Genomic DNA, 15,681 nt, shown 5'->3' on the forward strand with positions numbered 1-15,681 from the left:
CTCGTAGCGGGCCAGCAGGCCGCCATCGGCCGTGGCCACCTCAGCCCCGGCCTGGATCGCACTCGCCGTCGGACCCGCCGCGGGCAGGTACGTGCAGCCCGACATCGCCGTGACGGCGAGCAGGACGTGGGGAAGTTTGCGCATCCAGATGTTGCCCATCGGTATTGCCAAGCCCGTGCCTAGCCAAATCTCAGCGGGGCAACCGTTGCCGGTGAGCCACACTCCGGACAGGACGGAGCAGGAGGAGCGTTTATCCTTGGTATGCACAACCTTGTGAGCGGGGTACGGTCGAAACAGATGGCGCCTTAGGGGTGTCACGTAGTTGAGCGACACTCCGTAAAGCCGAGAGCGACGGACGCGACGATGCACGAGGCTTTGAACGGATGTTGCGGTAGTGCTAGCTGCCGAAGTCGACGCTCTGTCCCCGGCACCGGCCGCGGTGGGCCGATGTGGCCAAAACGCATGCACACTATCCGAGCGGAGGCGGCGATAGCAATTTACTCAGCGAGCCAATTATACCAGCATTGGCTTTCGAGTGGCAGAATTGTGAAATCCCTATGATTTATCTATAGGAACGAAATACATCGGTTTGGTCAATTTGCCGCTGGAATGTCTCAACAAATCATCGCTAGGCATAACTATGTTTGATCCTAACAAAGTGAGTGAGTTTGACGCTAAATGGTATGTCTCAAGATATCCAGAGGTTAAAAAGTTTAAGGCCGGGCCGCTCGCGCATTATCAACAATACGGGAAACTGGAAAACAAGCATCCTAACGAATTTATGGAGAAGGTCGTCGCCACGTGTAAGGACTTGGATGCTGAATGGTACAGAAGCAATAATGCCGATGTTGAAAAAAGCGGACTAGACCCCGCCGTGCACTACACGTTATATGGAAAAGCTGAGGGACGACCCCCAAACAGGCAAATCGAGATATGGACAAGCATTATTCCGCCCGATTTTGATGCAGATTGGTATGTATCTCGCTATCGCGATGTGGCGAAATCGAAATTTAGTGCGACCGAGCACTACGCATTCTTTGGAAGGGGCGAAGGTAGGGCTCCCAATGCCGAAGCCGAACTAGCGCTTAAAAACCATAAATACGATCCCTTTGTCAGAGCGTTATTCCTTGCTGTCATGGGAAGGCAGCCAACTTATAGAGAGCTCTTCGAGTACGTCACCCGCCTCGTTAATGGGTCTCATTATCATTATGTAGTCATGAGCATAATAAACGATCCCGAGGCAATCCGCTACCAAGCTAAATGTAGGACTATAATTGAGGCTGCAAACAGCCAGTGACCGAGTGAGGGGAATGCCCAAGCGCAAGAGCCCCGCACGGCGGTGCCGCCGGGGTTCAAACGCAGTCGATTGTCGCTCAGTTTTCGAGCTTGATCTCTGCGGTGAGCACCTTGCCGTCGGGGAGCGCCGTCTTGGGTGTGACTTCTCTCCCGGTGGCGAGCTTGATGACCGGGGTTATCGTCGTGGTGGCCATACCGTTCTCCGCTTCGACCATGTTGCGAGAACAAGAGGCCGGATGATCGTCGGTTCCCCACCTTTGGCGCTTGAAACGACGAAAGGCGCCCCGGCCAGAGGTTAGCACCATCGGCCTGGATCTGGCCAAGAACGTCTTCCAGGCGCACGGCGCGGATGTCGCCGGTGCGCCAGTCTTCCGCAGGAAGCTGCGGCGAGATCAGGTGCTGGCCTTCTTCGCCGCTCAACCCTTTTGCGTCGTCGCTATGGAGGCCTGTCCTAGCGCGCATCACTGGGGCCGGGAGATCGGCAAGCTCGGCCACACAGTGAAGCTGATCGCACCGGCTTACGTGAAGCCATTCGTCAAAAGGCAGAAGAACGATGCGGCCGATGCCGAGGCGATCCGCGAGGCCGCGCAGCGTCCGACCATGCGCTTCGTGGCCGTGAAGAGTGAGGCCAAGCAGGCCTCCGCGGTGATCTTCCGGACCCGTGACGTACTCGTCGGCCAGCGTACCCAGCTCATTAACGCGATCCGTGGTCACCTCGCCGAGTACGGCCAGATCGCCCCGCGGGGGCCAGCCTACATCGAGCGGCTGATCGCGCAGATTGAGGATCCAGCATCGGATCTTCCTCCGGCCGCCCGTGCCAGCCTCGCCGTTCTTGTTGGCACGCTCCGCCATCTGCAGGAGCAGACCGCAGCCCTCGATGCCGAGATCGCCGCGCGCGCGAAGGCCGACGACACGGCCCGGCGGCTGATGAGCTACCGGGCATCGGCCCGCTGATCGCCACCGCCATCGAGGCCTTGGCCCCACCCGTCGAGACGTTCCACTCGGGCCGCGACTTTGCAGCCTGGGTAGGGCTAACACCGGTGCAGCGTTCGACCGGCGGCAAGGGACGCCTAGGTCGCACCTCGCGCATGGGCGAGCGCACGTTGCGCCGCCTGCTGATCATCGCCGCCAGCGCGGTGGTGCGCTGGGCCAAACGCAAAGGCGTGCTGTCCGACTCGTGGCTGGGCCGAATGCTAGCGCGCAAGCCGCCGATGCTGGTGATCGTGGCGGTGGCCAACAAGAACGCGCGCATCGCGTGGGCCCTTCTGACGGAGGGCGGGATCTACCGAGCTCCGGCCGTCACCGCGTAGGCGGGACGGACGCGAGGCTGTCGGAGGGCGTGAGGAGGTCGACGGACAGGTATGGCGCAACGTCGGTGAGACGAAGTTGGGAGAACCAGGCTCAGGGGAAGCGCTTCGAGCGCGCTGTAGTGATGTGGTCCCGACTCTCGCACTCCCATACGGGCCCGCGGCATGTCACCCGCCGCATCAGAGGCCGGACACATGGCAGCACCCGATCACGCGCAACGTTTGTCTGGAGATTTTGCTTGCACCCGAGGAGGCGTCCACACATTTCCCTGCGCCACGGCAATCCGGCAGCGCTCGCCGCGCAGCGCTCAACCGTAGCGCCGGGCCATGTTGGTGGCAGCCGCCGTCTCGTCCAGGAACACGAGTCGGTCCGGGTCGAGCTCGGGCTGTGCCTCGAACCAGGCCTCGCGAGCCGCCCTTACGTCCGCGCGCTCCTGCTCAGCTGCGTGCGTCGCCCCTTTTTCCAGGTGATCCGGTGCCGTTGGAAGAAGCGCGACAGACCACTCGTGCTGGTCTGCACGCCCTGCTCAGCTAGTCGGTCACGGAGCTCGCGCAGGAAAAGACGCGGCTCCTGCTTGGAGATCCTCAGGATCAGCCCGGCATGCGCCTCTATTCGCTTCGAGGTGTGATCGCCGCCCATCGGCTTGGAGGCGAGTTGGCCCTCATGGCGGAAGCGCTCCGACCAGCGGCTGACGCTCGACACGCTGACTCCCAAAGCGAGCTGCGGCACGATGGCAGGAGGCACCCGCTACCACGGCAGCCACGACACGCTCGCGCAGGTCCACAGACAGCGGTGAAGGCATGAGAAATTCCTTCACCTACCAACGCGCTACCCGCAAACCTGTCTCAAGCGGCGCGGGACCGGCTCTAGCTGAAGGTCCCACGCCGGGATTTTAGGCACGAAAAAGCCCGCCGTGGCGCCTGCCGGGCGGCCTCAAGTCGTCTAAAGCTGTGCCCGACCGATCGGCAACATGGTTTGGGGTGAGGCGTTGATGGGCCGAGGAGGCTTCGATGCCGTCAGCCCTGTCGATCGATCTACGCGAGCGCGTTGTCGCCGCGATGGCGGAGGGAGCTTCCCGCCACCGCGCGGCCGCCCGCTTCGGGGTGAGCGCGTCGAGCGCCAGCCGCTGGGCGGGGCGCTTACGGCGGGAGGGCCGGGTCGCGCCGCGGCCACGCGGCGGCGATCAGCGCTCACTGGCCATCGAGGCGCACGCCGGCCTGATCCGCGCGACCTACGAAGCGCAGCCCACGATCTGCCTGCATGAACTGTGCGCCGCCCTGGCCGAGCAAGGCGTGATGACCAGCACGAGCGGCCTGTCACGCTTCTTCGTCCGCCACCGCATCACCCGCAAAAGGGGGCGCTGCATGCGGCCGAGCAAGAGCGGGAGGACGTGAAGGCTGCCCGGGAGGAGTGGTTCGCGAGCCAGGACACCCTCGACCCGGACCGCTTGGTGTTCCTCGACGAGACCGCAGCCGCCACCAACATGACCCGCCGCTACGGGTGGGCGCCGCGCGGCCAGTGCTGCCGGATTGCCGTGCCGCAGGGGCACTACAAGACAACCACCGTGACCGCCGCCCTACGCGCCGCCGAACCTGTGCGCAGTCGATCTGGCCGACGGCGCCACGAACGGCGGCCGCTTTCGAGCCTACGTCTCCCGCACCCTGGCCCCGATGCTGCGGCACGGCGATACGGTCATTCTCGACAACCTCGGGGCTCACAAGGTCGCTGGGATACGCGAGGCGATCGAGGCGGCGGGAGCGCGGCTCCTCTACCTCCCACCCTACTCACCCGACTTCAACCCGATCAGGGGTATCCCCAACCGACCTGTCGGTTGGGGGCCCTCAGCAGATCTTCGCCAAGCTCAAGCGCCTGCTCCGGACCAGGGCAGCCTGCACCGTCGCCGACCTGTGGGCTGCCATCCGGCAGGCGCTTACCCGCTTCACAGCCCAGGAGTGCCGCAACTGCCTCACCGCAGCCGGATACGCAGACGACCTGGCCGTTTCTACATGATCGAGCATCGCTCTAGCTCCAGGGATACTCAATATTTATTGCTCATACCTAGCTAATTTTGCCTTAAGATCCTCGATCTCCATCAACAAGCTGTGAGCATGATGAGTTCGAGTGTCCAGTTCTTTCAGCGCGAAAAGAAGATGCTCGCGAGTATCTGCTAAGGTCGAGTTGTGCCCCGCAACAGGAGGCGAGCGGGGCTCAAGCTGACGAGATCCGTCTTCTAGTGATATGTCCTTAAATGGATTTGTATTTCTATCATAAGATGACCGACGGAAATTCTCTCGTGTCTTATCGGTGATAATTGTGCCGGATGCGAAACGGTCGAAAGCATACGGCGGCGCGACATAGGTGTGTGCATTCAGCCGTCGCAAATTGCTATCGTACCAAGAAATAAGCGCGTTTAGGCCAGCGTCGTCTTCCGGATGATTGTTCGCGCCGTAAGCGGAAAGCTTCGCGGGGTTATTGAGATCGAAGCCGCTGAAATGGCAGAACATTAGCACGCTGTCATTTACAAAGAACTCGCCATTGACACTTTTTACTAATCTGCGGCTCATGTTCCAATACGCATAATTTGCCCCTGGATCGCGGATGATTACGTAGCGCGATGTAAAAGAAGGAACAAGGTCTATGAATTTCTGATCGGCAAACACGCCCTCTTCAATCATTGTCACGCAGTTGTGTTCCAGCATTCTCGCCCACCATCTAACTATGGGTACTGCCGTAGAAGAGTTGCGAATGCCGATGAAGCCCAGATTGAATGTACCGTGGAGTAGGATCGCAACTTCATCAGGCTGATCGGCTGCGGTTACGGGCTCTAAAAAGTGTGGGGTCACGACAAAGTCGGCGCCGTTTTCCATCAGTGCAAAATAACGGTCAAGTGAATTGAATACCGCAATATCGCTATCGAAATAAATTATGCTCTCGTATCCCATTTTAAACAAATGTTCAAAAAAATAAGGTTTAACGGCCGTACATAGATTGAAAGCATTGTATCTAAACAAAAAATGATTTTGATCAGGAAGGCCTAATTCCTCAACATTTAATATGGTGCAATTCTCTGGATACCGGAAGTCAGCTTGTCTATCAACAAGACCCAGTACGAGATCGCATTCCGGATTATTTTTACGCAACGTCTCAAATAGGATCTGCACCCATGGGAGTTTCTGATTAGTTGAAAGGGTGAAAATCGCCCGTCGTAGTATGTTCATTCTAGGCCCACCCAACGGCTGATGCGCCGATTGGTGTCCCTAGCATTTCGGTCATTTTCGACCAACCAGATATCCGCTCCGAACGGGAGAAAATACCCCGTGCAGCGGCTCCGGCGGGGCTCAGAGACGCGAAACCCGCCGCGACTGTAAGCCGGGCAGGCGGGTCGAAAGACGGCGATTTAAGGTGGCCGATACCGGATGCCGGTCAAGGTCACCGATTAAGGCGGGTCGGGCCGGACAAGGCGCTGCGCAGCAGCAGGTCCACATCCTTCCGGAGGGGCCGCACCTCAACGCGCCACATCGAAGCCCTGCGCGCCTGCGCTGTCTGCCGGATCGGAACGCGTTTCGATGCCTATCCGAGCGCGGTGCCGGCGCTGCGGGAGTAGGGGTGCGTGGAGGATAGGCCGGTGCGCTCCCGGCAGGGCGAGAGGCGGTGGTATCTCACGGCATCCAGACGGGAGCTGCTGGCGGCGCTTGGTATGGGAGAGTCCGAGGAGTAGGAAGGGCCATCCACGCCCCGCACCATCCGCCGCTCCTGAAGACGACAGCGCCAAAAATGGAACAAGCCTTGACCGATAAGGGAGCCAACACTCCTGAGACCGCCAGCCCCGATGCGCCCGAATTGTGGTTTTTCGTAACGTGGCACGAAAACGTAACGCGGCTGTCGCGCCTGTGCTCTGTGATTTATCGTGGCACCAACACGCACGTCATCTCCATAGGCGGGATGTCGGAGCCCGAGAACATTTCAGCTCTCTCGGCCTTGTTGAGCCTGGGCAACACCCACTTTCTATATCGGCGTCCGGTTGCCTGGGGCGGCCAAAAACTCTTGTTCCACAACCTCTTGGAGGCGGCCCGGGCGTTCGACGCGCGGGCTGACAAGAATGCATGGCTCCAGGTCATCTGCAACCGCACCTTCCCCCTAGTCGGGCCGAAGGAAATGGCCGAGCGCTTAGCCGTCAACATCTTCGCGAGAGAGCCCAGCCGGTTTCACAAAATTGCGCCCCCTGGATGGCGGGAAGAATGGCCGGATGAAATCGTCCGCGACTTGCCGAGGCTGTATTCCGAAGCCCTTGATGAAATATTTGAGACCGCTAATCCCGAGAAGTTCCTGCGACTCGCGACTTACGAGGCCATCTACAAATCTTCGTATGATCGAGTCACTCCGCAATCGTTCAATTTCTCCGAGCGAGCGGAAGTCATGTCTACTACCGGCACCGACAGCGTCCACCGATACGCCATCTCGCCATTCGGTGTAGATGCTCGGTGGATGAGCTTTGCCCGCCTGGGCGAGTTCGTCGATACCTCAGCGGAGAACGGGTTCACTTACGCGCGCCGCGCCGACACAGTTCAGGTGCAGTGGGCCCACAAGATCATTTCGCAGTACAATTTCCGCATCGGTAGTCCGTTTATAACGGCGTCAAAGCGGTACGTCCACACCCTATTGCACGACGAGAGATGCACTGAACTCATGGCCGTAATGAACCATGGGTTCGGCCCAGAGATGAATGTCTTCGACACAATAGGCATGTCTCATCAGTTCAAGCTAATGTATGAGTACGGCCATCTATACTTCCGGACGCCGACGCACACTGCTACGGATGCGGACATAGAAGTTGCAACAGAGGCATGCGAGAAGGAGGGCGTCTTCTTCCTCAGAAAAACGCTAGCTGCCGGAAGTGCGGAGTTCATCAGGCACTTCACCGCGAAAATTTCTAAGGAATGGGATCACTCAGTCCGTTACTACTCGACATCAGTACCGTCCCCTATCGCTGGAGCGTCCATTCCGACTCTTGATCAGGTCGTCGCCCTGATACCGGACGGCGCCCGAATGGATCTTCGAAGTCTTATGGGGCAGGCTCTGGGGGCGTTCCGCGTCTTTCGGGATGGCCGGGTCATGGATCTGACCGGCGCCTCCTTCGGTGGCTGGCGCATCGAGGATAAGGATTTCGTCCTCGTGTTCCCTTGGGGCGAGAAGATCTACCGCCGCGGCTCCTCAATGCCCGGCAAGCTGCTCCTACCACCGTCCGAGGTGGTCTCCGCGGCCAACAATTGGGGCATCTTCGTCGAGATCGAGCTTGGAGACGAGCCAGCCAGCGCCGAGAGCAGGTGCGTCGACTTCGCCCTCCCCTCTGATCTGCTGTCCGCTGATCGGACATGGATCACGGCCGACTCCGAGCATGCCGTTATGCTTGCGGCCTTGGAGCCGAACGACGATCCTGATTACCCGCCGGCCGTTCAATCCGCGAGGGCGCGCGGGACGTCTCTCGGCAGCCTTGATCTCGGCAGCGTGACATTCGCCGACCGCAAGTGCGCAGTGGTGATGCGAGATGCCGCCCCAGGCGCGCAGGCAGCGACGGTCAACGATCTGCCGATCACGCTGACCGCACGCGACCTGATCGGAGTGTTCCAGATCCAAACGCTGGATGTCGATGCCCCCGTCCACTTCCACGAAAGCGGGCGCCTGCTGGACGAGAGCGGCGAGCATGTGGGTGATTGGCGCGTGCGGGCTGGCGCGGTTTGGATCCTGGGGTTGCCGAGGATCCGTCTCGCCTGCGGCAGGCAGTTTACGCGGACCAATGCGGGCTGGCGCATCTCGGGCTGGGGCTGGAAGGACTTTAAGAATCCAGTCAGCTTCTCGGCAACGCAAGTGGGGTGATCCAAATCGGGGGCGGCTCCCGTGCTGAGCTGGATTGCGGGCATGAAAAAGGCCGCGCCAGCGAACAGGGCGGGCGGCAATCGGCATGAGATCGACTTCAGATCACGTAGACGGTGCCGTTGGTCTTGAAGGCCTTCGGACAATTGCTCCCGTCGACCATCTTCTGAGCCTCGGCGAGCGTTAGGTTCCGATCGGCGGCCACCTCGGCCAGGGTCATCCACTTGCTCTGCATGGTGCACTCCTGCTTTCGCGCTCAACGCGAAGGCCTGGGAATCGTTCATGCGCACGAAAAAGCCCCGCCCGGTGGTACCGGCGGGGCTGAGTGAATCCATGGGAGGAATGGCTGTCGCAAGCGGCGGGCCAGCGGGCACGAAAAAACCGGCGCGGCCGGAGCCGGGCGGTTCAAGGTGGTGGTGCTAAGAACCAGAAGGCCGGTTACACGCGGGGCGGCGCGGGGTTCCGGTCAGCCCGGCGGCGCAGGCGGATCCTTCGGCGCGGTCCGGTTACCGACGATCAGACCGTTCATGAACGCGAGCAGGGCGATCACCACGGTCAGGTCCTGGGTCACGGGCGCGCAGCTCATGGGTTGTGCTCCCGCCGCAGGATCTCGAAGTCCAGCGGCGGCATCACCTGGACGATGGACCAGCCGAGCGCGCGCTGAAGCATGTTGCAGTCCCACGCCAGAACCGAGATCCAGCTCCCTCGACCCGGCACCGCATCGAGGGGAATGATCGGCCCCGTGGTCTCCACGTCGGCGTGGCCTGTCGTTCCCGTGACGGGGCCGTAGGCATCGAATCGGTCCGGCTCATAGTCGTAGCGCCGGCCGTCACCGTTGATGATTGACGAGCGCCGCGTCAGCTCGCACGAGCGCAGCCGCCGCCGGGACGACTGCACCAACAGGCGAGTTCCCTGGTGCACCTGCTTGCCGGGGTTAATGATCTCGCGCGTGCCGGTCTGGACTGGAACTTCGCAGTCGATCACCATCCAGAAGATCCAGCCGACCAGTAGGACGAGCGTGCCGTAGTAGAGCACGTTGAGCACAAGCTGCAGGCGCGCTTGGCGCCGAGATGGGCCGTAGGCGAGTTCGATGGCACGGGCGTAGATCTCGTCCGTGCGGCCCACTTCGAAGAGTATCACGACCTGCGGCGATCCCGTTTTGGGGGGCATCAGTGCGGCACCCCGCCTTTCGACAGGACGAGGCCGACGATGGCCAGCACGATGACGCCGAGGACGGAATTCACCAGCCAGCCGACGTGATCCTTCAGCTTGGACACGTCGTCGACCACGTCCTTCAGCTCGGTCTTGGTGGCGTAGACGTTGCGCAGGTCCTCTCTAATTCCGCGAACGTCGGACTGGACCGCATCGAGCTTCGTCGCCGAGACCGCGACGTCGACCTGCATCTTGGTCCAGGCAGCCTCATCCTGGCTCTTGAGGGCTTCCGGCATCATGTTCTCTTGGTCGTGGAACCGCAGGAAGGCTGGCGGGCGGGTGAGAGGTTCGGGGGCGGCGTCCATGGCGCGGGCATCCGCGCTCAGCGACGAGGCGGCTGCGAATTGGGCACTGCGCCCGGCACACCGGTCGCGCGCTCATAGGTGCGCATCGCGCCCAGTCCGAGCATGCCGATCAGAACCGGCTGATATCGGACACGACGATCGTCGGCGGGGCGGGGAAGGCGATGCCGAGCATGACGCCGAGGATCGCGCCCAGCCACGTGACGACAGGCGCGGCCAGGAACTGGTAGAGGAAAGCCGCCACGCACGCCCAGCCGAGCGCCGGCCGCCACCTCGAGGAGAAGCGGTCGTTGCCCTGCGCCTCGGCGAGGTTGATCGCGTTCTGCTGCTCGTTCTCCGCCTGGAGGGCCGCCGTCAGCGCGGTCTCGCGAGCGGTCAGCGCCTGCTCGATCTCGGCCTGAACCTCGACCTTCTTCTGCGGGTCCGGGATGGTCCGGTCGACGATGACCTTCGCGATCCCGGCGATACTGGGGATGGCCGCGCCGATTCCAGCCCGAGCGCCGGGCCGGCACCGCCCGTCAGGACGCAGCCGATGATGGATCCGATGATGCCGCCGGCCATGGGTCAGATCTCCTTCTTCGGATAGGCGGTGCGCAGCCGCGCGAGGGCGAAGGCCCAGAAGCCAGGCTTCGGCGCGGCCGGCGCAGGAGCAGTATCGGCCGGCGCGGGCGACCCGCTGTTGCGCGGGGCCGGCGCGAACACCGGCGTAACCGGGGCCGCCTCAACCGCTGGCACGGGGGCGATCACGACCGGCGTGACCGGCGCAACGGCGACGACACCGCCCGGGACGTGCCCCGCTGCCTTGAGCGCTCGCAGGAACGCATCGTGGTAGGCGGCAATTGTCTGCGCCTTGTCGGTCCCGTTGATGATCCGGCGGGCGTTGATCGGGTCGCCGAACTTGCCGGGTCCGAAGTAGTCCGCGAGCTTCTTGCCGGTGAACCAGCTCTCGGCCATGCCCAGGAACATGATCGGCGCCGCGATATCGGGCGTCATCGCCATGTCGGGCGCGGCGGTGAGGTCGAGCCCCCGGTCCAGGTAGCCGTGGTTCTGCAGCTCGCCGGTGGCGCGCCGATAGTTCGTCCGGCCCGTGAGCTGCACGTAGCCTCGGCCGGCGAACTTCGCCCTGGCGCCCGGCACGGTGTTGCCCAGGGTCTTGGCCGTCGCCGGGCGCTCGCCCTGCGGGTCGAACATGTGCCGGAAATAGTCCTCGCTGCCCATCTCCTTGATCGGGGGCATGGTGCGGGCGGTCTCATGGAACGCCGTCGCCAGGCAGTAGCGAGTTCCTGACTGCTGAGGTCCGGCGGGCATGCGTCGAGGATCGACGTCATGCCCGAGACCTGCCCCTGGGTCAGGGCCACCGGGCACGGGTTCTTGCGCGCAGCCGCAAAGAACGCGGTGCGGTCGAGGCTCGCGGCCATGGTGGTCTCTCAGGTTGTGGAAGGTGAAGCGCTCAGCGCCGGCGCGCGGGCCGAACGAAGATCCAGACGATGCCAGCGCCCTCGATGAACACCGGCACGGCGTGCGGGCAGCGGCGGGGCCGGGCTTGGACTGCCACGGGCCACAGGAGCGTGCAGACGAGCGCCAGCGCCGCGAGAAGCGTGCGGAGCATGGGTGTTCCTGGAGTGGGGGTGTTAGGCGGCCGGCAGCGGCCGGGTGCCGGATCCTAGAGCGACGTCAGGTTGGATCCTGCGAAGCCTGCACGACATCCGCGACGACCGTACCAGCCAGCGCGGAAACCCGGCTCAGGCTGAGAGCAGCGGCGCGCCGGGCGTCCGCTTCTGCCTGCGCGGCGCGGGCTGCCGCCGTGGCGGCGTTCGCCCGCTCGGCCGCCGCGACCTCGTCGGTCGTGTGAACGACCGAGAACGTGCCATCGTCGTTGCGCTTGAGCGTTGACACGGTCACCCGCCCTTGTCGTTGACGCCGCCCGCGACAACTGCACCGCCCGCGAGACCGAGGTTGGGCGTGCGGACGCGGAAATAGGAGTTGCTTTGCGTCGAGGCTCCGTTCTGCACCGGCGTGGTGTCCCCGAGGAGCCACTGGCAGTTGTTCGGGTCGGTGTCGCCATTCGGGCCGCCGCCGCCGCGCAGGTTCGACACGTCGAAGTTGCGCGTCAGGCCGCCGAGGAGCACGCCCGCTCCATAATCGAGCGGGTCGCCCTTGGTCGTGTCGAAGCCGGCCACGTTGAACCCCCAAGCGGCCGTGTTTTCGAGGGAGCCGCCATCTACCGCGTAGAAACGGGCAGCCGCCCCTTGGTAGGCGGCGAGGATGTTGTTGGCGGCGCGCAATCTGGCCACGGCCATCAGCGAGGACGGTGCGATGTCGATCCCATGCGCGCCGACCAACTGGCCGTTGAACTCGCAGCCCAGGATCGACAGGACGTTGAGGATCGCCTGAGACGCGTCCGTGCGCCGGGCCTCGATGCCCGCCCACATGCTCTCGTCGATATGGCAGCCGAGAAGGCTGAGCTTGATCTGAACCCAGGCCGGCTTGCCGTTGATGATCGCGGGACCGCCCGGGAAGATTGCGATGGGGGTGCGGTTGAACCCACCCATGAAGCCGCCGAGGACTTGAATGTCCTCGCCGGCCGCGTGCCACAGCCCCCACTTCGGCCCGAGCCGCTCCTGGCAGGTGTAGGTCTTGTTGTAGAGAGTGATCGTCCGAGTCTCGGCCGAGATGTTGCCGCCGACGAAGTTCGGGTTGATGACCGTCGTGCAGGCCGGGTGCCCGTGAACCGGATTGTAGAGCGCAGCTAGGACCGCGACGCTCTCCTGGAGCGCCGGGTTGGTTCGGTCCCACAGCCCACCAATCGAGGCCGGGTTCTCGAGGGTGAGCGCGTAGCCGCCCTCCTGCGCGATGAAGAACGTCGGCATGCCCTGCGCGCCGCAGTTACGGATGGCGCCGAACTGCGATCCGTAGGCTCGGACGTGGGCCGCGCTCGCGGTGCTCCCACCCGTGAGCGTCGAGGTATTGGGGACCAATCCCTGGGGCGTCGTGCCCGCCGGGACCTGCCCGAGGAACCGGCCCGGCATGACGAACCAAAGGCCTTCGATCTCAGCCGAGCCCATGCCGGCGGTGGGCGAACCCATCTGGAGGGTATCGCCCATGTAGCCGGGCAGCCGGGTGATGACAGTGCCCTGCCGCCCCGCGGTGCCACGAAACTTGGCGTTGGGCGGCACGATGATCGGGCCATTCTTCGCCAGAATGGGACCGCGCCCCTGTCCGACCGGCAACGCCTCGACGCCGTTGTAGTCGGAGAGCATCTGGTTGAGCAGCGGCTCGTTGGCGGTGGCGCCATCCCGGACCGCCCCGTCGAACATATCGAAGACCGGAAGCTGCCCGCGTGCGATCTTCGCGAGGGCAGGAGCGGGCAGGCTCGAACTGACGCCGATCGCCAGCGGGACCGAGCCAGCGAGCGCCAGCAACCTGCGTCGGGTGAGATCCGAGGTCATGAGCCCCGTTGTAGCGGACCCGGCCTCCGCGTCATCTGGCGAAGAGGGATCGGATGCGCCGAAGGCCCCCATCGCCTCGCGTTGCTTGATCGGGTCCGCTCCGTTCAGGGCCCAAAAAGCTTCCGTGGTGTCGGTCAGTCCGGCAAGAGTGGTGGTGCCCGGCAGACCCTGCTCCGGCGCTGTAACGACGGTCGCGCCGTCACTGCTCAACACCGAGACCGCCTGCGTCGGATCAAGCGCGACGATGACATCCGGATCGGAGGAGACGACGATGTCGGCGCTCAACGGGTGACGCCCTGCGATGATGGTCATCGTGCCGGCCCAGACCTGCTCGGTCGAGCCGTCGGGGCGCGTGCGGACCAGATCGTGGGCGTAGTCGCCGGGCGCGAACTTCCGCATCCGCTCCTGAGTCGCGGTGATCGTGAAGCCGCCACCGCTCCCTGAGGCGACAGAAATGCCCCCGTCCTCGCTGTCGAGTTTCAACAAGACCGTTGGATCAGACGCGAACTAGCGCACCTGCATGGTCAAGCGTGACCCCGTCAGGTCGACGGCCGCTCCGCCCGACGTCTGGTAGACGAAAGACTTCGAGAACGTGACGTTATTCGGCATACTCGGGAAGGTGACCGTGTTCACGGCGTCAGCCTAGGGCTGGCCAGGAAACGGCATCAACTGCCGCGCAGGCGTCATCAATGGTCGCCGCGGCATCGACCGCCTGCTTCCCCGCCAGCCGCGCACCGCGGATCGAGGCGCCGCCTCCGAGGAAAGCCTCGTAGGCCGCCTTCACCGATCGCGCAACGCCGAGCACGTCCTTGGCGGTCTTCGGATCGACGTCGATGCCGATCGTGGCGGCCAGCATCGGATAGTCTGAGGCTGAGACCGTGCCCGTGACGCCAAGGGCGGTCTGCGCTTGTGCGTAGGCCTCCTGGTATTCCATCTGAACCGCACCCCGTTTTGACCGGACGGGCGGCACAGCTCACGAAGGTATAGGCGTTGGCCTATGGGTAAGGCTATGTCATTCGATCCAACCGCCCCGCCGGTGCACGGCGAGATCCTGACCGGCGTTCAGCGCCGCCGGCGCTGGTCCACCACTGAGAAGATCCGGCTCGTCGAGGAGAGCCAGCAGCCCGGCTCGTCCGTATCGTTCGTCGCCCACCGCTACGGCCTCTCGCCCAGCCTGCTGTTCTCGTGGAAGCGGCGCATGCTGGAGGGCGGCCATCAGGCCGTGCACGCCGACGAGGAGGTCGTCGGCACCCCAGCCGCGTGCGCGAGTTGGAGCGGCGCGTACCCGACCTCGAACGCCTGCTGGGCCGTAAGATCATGGAGGTCGAGATCCTGTAGGAGGCGCTCGACCTCGCGCGCACAAAAAAACCGACCTCGCCGCTCAGCTCCTGGGGCGGTTCGACGGGCGGTTCGCGGTGAAGGCGGTCGCCGACACGCTCGGCGTGGCCCGCTCCCACCTGGCCGAGCGCCTGAGCCGGCCCGCTCGACCGCGCGGCCCCTACCGTAAGCCCGAGGATGCGCTCCTGCTGCCGACGATCCGCGCGATCGTCGATGCCCACCCGAGCTACGGCTACCGCCGTGTCACTGCGCTGGTGAACGGGGCACTGCGCTCGCGCGGCGAGGCGAGCATCAACGCCAAGCGGGTGCTGCGCATCCTGCAGGCGAACGGGCTCACCCTCGCGCGGCACACCACCCGCCGTCCCGGCCGCACCCACGACGGCATCGTGGTGGCGCTACGCTCGAACGTGCGCTGGTGCTCGGATCACCTCGAACTGCGCTGCCGGGACGGTGCGATCGTCCGCGTGCTGTTTGCGATCGACGCCTGCGACCGCGAGATCATGGCGTGGTCGGCGACCACGACGGGCGTCTCGGCCGAGATGGTCTGTGACCTGATGATCGCCTGCTGCGAGCGCCGGTTCGACGCGACGAAGACCCCGCACCCGGTCGAGTGGCTGTCCGATAACGGCTCCGCCTACATCGCCAAGGCGACAGCGCAGACGGCCGCCGCGCTCGGCCTACGGCTGCTGTTCACCCCGGTGCGTTCGCCGCAGAGCAACGGCATCGCGGAGGCGTTCGTGAAGACGCTCAAGCGCGACTACGCCCGCCTCGCCATCTTGGCCGACGCCGAGACCGTGATGCGGCTCTGCCGGCTTGGTTCGAGGACTACAACACCATCCACCCGCACTCCGGACTGCGCATGCTCTCGCCCCGAGAGTACCTCAGCCGGACTGCCTAAACCCACC

The 15,681-nt window shown here is 63.7% G+C and carries 12 protein-coding genes and 5 pseudogenes; 5 read left to right on the forward strand and 12 right to left on the reverse strand.

The window, feature by feature from the left end:
* Nucleotides 1–144, reverse strand: a pseudogene (locus CIW48_RS33860) (sugar transporter); the annotation flags it as partial.
* A gap of 514 nt (nt 145–658) precedes the next feature.
* Here CIW48_RS33860 and CIW48_RS08940 point away from each other — a divergent pair.
* Nucleotides 659–1,297, forward strand: coding sequence for a hypothetical protein (locus CIW48_RS08940; RefSeq protein ID WP_149310490.1), 639 nt, complete (start codon nt 659–661; stop codon nt 1,295–1,297).
* A gap of 302 nt (nt 1,298–1,599) precedes the next feature.
* Nucleotides 1,600–2,606: pseudogene (locus tag CIW48_RS08945) on the forward strand (IS110 family transposase).
* Between the two features lie 308 nt (nt 2,607–2,914).
* Here the strand turns inward: CIW48_RS08945 and CIW48_RS08950 are convergent.
* Nucleotides 2,915–3,406: pseudogene (locus tag CIW48_RS08950) on the reverse strand (helix-turn-helix domain-containing protein); the annotation flags it as partial.
* Between the two features lie 208 nt (nt 3,407–3,614).
* Here CIW48_RS08950 and CIW48_RS08955 point away from each other — a divergent pair.
* Nucleotides 3,615–4,614: pseudogene (locus CIW48_RS08955) on the forward strand (IS630 family transposase).
* Between the two features lie 35 nt (nt 4,615–4,649).
* Here the strand turns inward: CIW48_RS08955 and CIW48_RS08960 are convergent.
* Nucleotides 4,650–5,765 carry a putative nucleotide-diphospho-sugar transferase gene (locus tag CIW48_RS08960; protein ID WP_173009227.1) on the reverse strand — a complete coding sequence of 372 codons (1,116 nt, stop codon included), beginning with the start codon at nt 5,763–5,765 and terminating at the stop codon, nt 4,650–4,652.
* Between the two features lie 613 nt (nt 5,766–6,378).
* Between CIW48_RS08960 and CIW48_RS08970 the strand changes: the two genes are divergently transcribed.
* A complete protein-coding gene (locus CIW48_RS08970) occupies nt 6,379–8,478 on the forward strand; it encodes a hypothetical protein (RefSeq protein ID WP_149310492.1) in 2,100 nt (699 codons plus the stop codon).
* Nucleotides 8,479–8,575: 97 nt separating this feature from the next.
* Here the strand turns inward: CIW48_RS08970 and CIW48_RS34480 are convergent, their stop codons facing one another.
* The 9 genes from CIW48_RS34480 to CIW48_RS09005 form a co-directional block, all read right to left on the reverse strand.
* Nucleotides 8,576–8,710: a hypothetical protein gene (locus tag CIW48_RS34480; protein WP_281407337.1), complete on the reverse strand. Its 135-nt coding sequence runs from the start codon at nt 8,708–8,710 to the stop codon at nt 8,576–8,578.
* Nucleotides 8,711–9,057: 347 nt separating this feature from the next.
* A complete protein-coding gene (locus CIW48_RS08975; RefSeq protein ID WP_149310493.1) occupies nt 9,058–9,645 on the reverse strand; it encodes a hypothetical protein in 588 nt (195 codons plus the stop codon).
* Nucleotides 9,645–9,992 carry a hypothetical protein gene (locus CIW48_RS08980; protein WP_149310494.1) on the reverse strand — a complete coding sequence of 116 codons (348 nt, stop codon included), beginning with the start codon at nt 9,990–9,992 and terminating at the stop codon, nt 9,645–9,647. The genes CIW48_RS08975 and CIW48_RS08980 overlap by 1 nt, the downstream gene beginning before the upstream one ends.
* Nucleotides 9,993–10,101: 109 nt before the next feature.
* Nucleotides 10,102–10,608: a 3TM-type holin gene (locus CIW48_RS34485; protein WP_149310495.1), complete on the reverse strand. Its 507-nt coding sequence runs from the start codon at nt 10,606–10,608 to the stop codon at nt 10,102–10,104.
* Nucleotides 10,554–11,225 carry a hypothetical protein gene (locus tag CIW48_RS08990; protein ID WP_246695178.1) on the reverse strand — a complete coding sequence of 224 codons (672 nt, stop codon included), beginning with the start codon at nt 11,223–11,225 and terminating at the stop codon, nt 10,554–10,556. The genes CIW48_RS34485 and CIW48_RS08990 overlap by 55 nt, the downstream gene beginning before the upstream one ends.
* A gap of 214 nt (nt 11,226–11,439) precedes the next feature.
* The gene (locus CIW48_RS33190; protein WP_173009228.1) at nt 11,440–11,598 is read right to left on the reverse strand and encodes a hypothetical protein; all 159 of its coding nucleotides are present in this window, start codon (nt 11,596–11,598) and stop codon (nt 11,440–11,442) included.
* Between the two features lie 65 nt (nt 11,599–11,663).
* Entirely contained in the window at nt 11,664–11,891 is a 228-nt protein-coding gene (locus tag CIW48_RS08995) for a hypothetical protein (RefSeq protein WP_149310496.1), read from the reverse strand.
* Nucleotides 11,888–13,837 carry a hypothetical protein gene (locus tag CIW48_RS09000; RefSeq protein WP_149310497.1) on the reverse strand — a complete coding sequence of 650 codons (1,950 nt, stop codon included), beginning with the start codon at nt 13,835–13,837 and terminating at the stop codon, nt 11,888–11,890. The genes CIW48_RS08995 and CIW48_RS09000 overlap by 4 nt, the downstream gene beginning before the upstream one ends.
* A gap of 238 nt (nt 13,838–14,075) precedes the next feature.
* Complete coding sequence (locus tag CIW48_RS09005; protein WP_149310498.1) at nt 14,076–14,372, reverse strand: hypothetical protein; 297 nt, start codon at nt 14,370–14,372, stop codon at nt 14,076–14,078.
* Between the two features lie 63 nt (nt 14,373–14,435).
* Here CIW48_RS09005 and CIW48_RS09010 point away from each other — a divergent pair.
* A pseudogene (locus CIW48_RS09010) lies at nt 14,436–15,674 on the forward strand (IS3 family transposase).
* Nucleotides 15,675–15,681: the final 7 nt, after the last annotated feature.

Source organism: Methylobacterium sp. P1-11, assembly GCF_008329595.1.
Classification (GTDB): Bacteria; Pseudomonadota; Alphaproteobacteria; order Rhizobiales; family Beijerinckiaceae; genus Methylobacterium.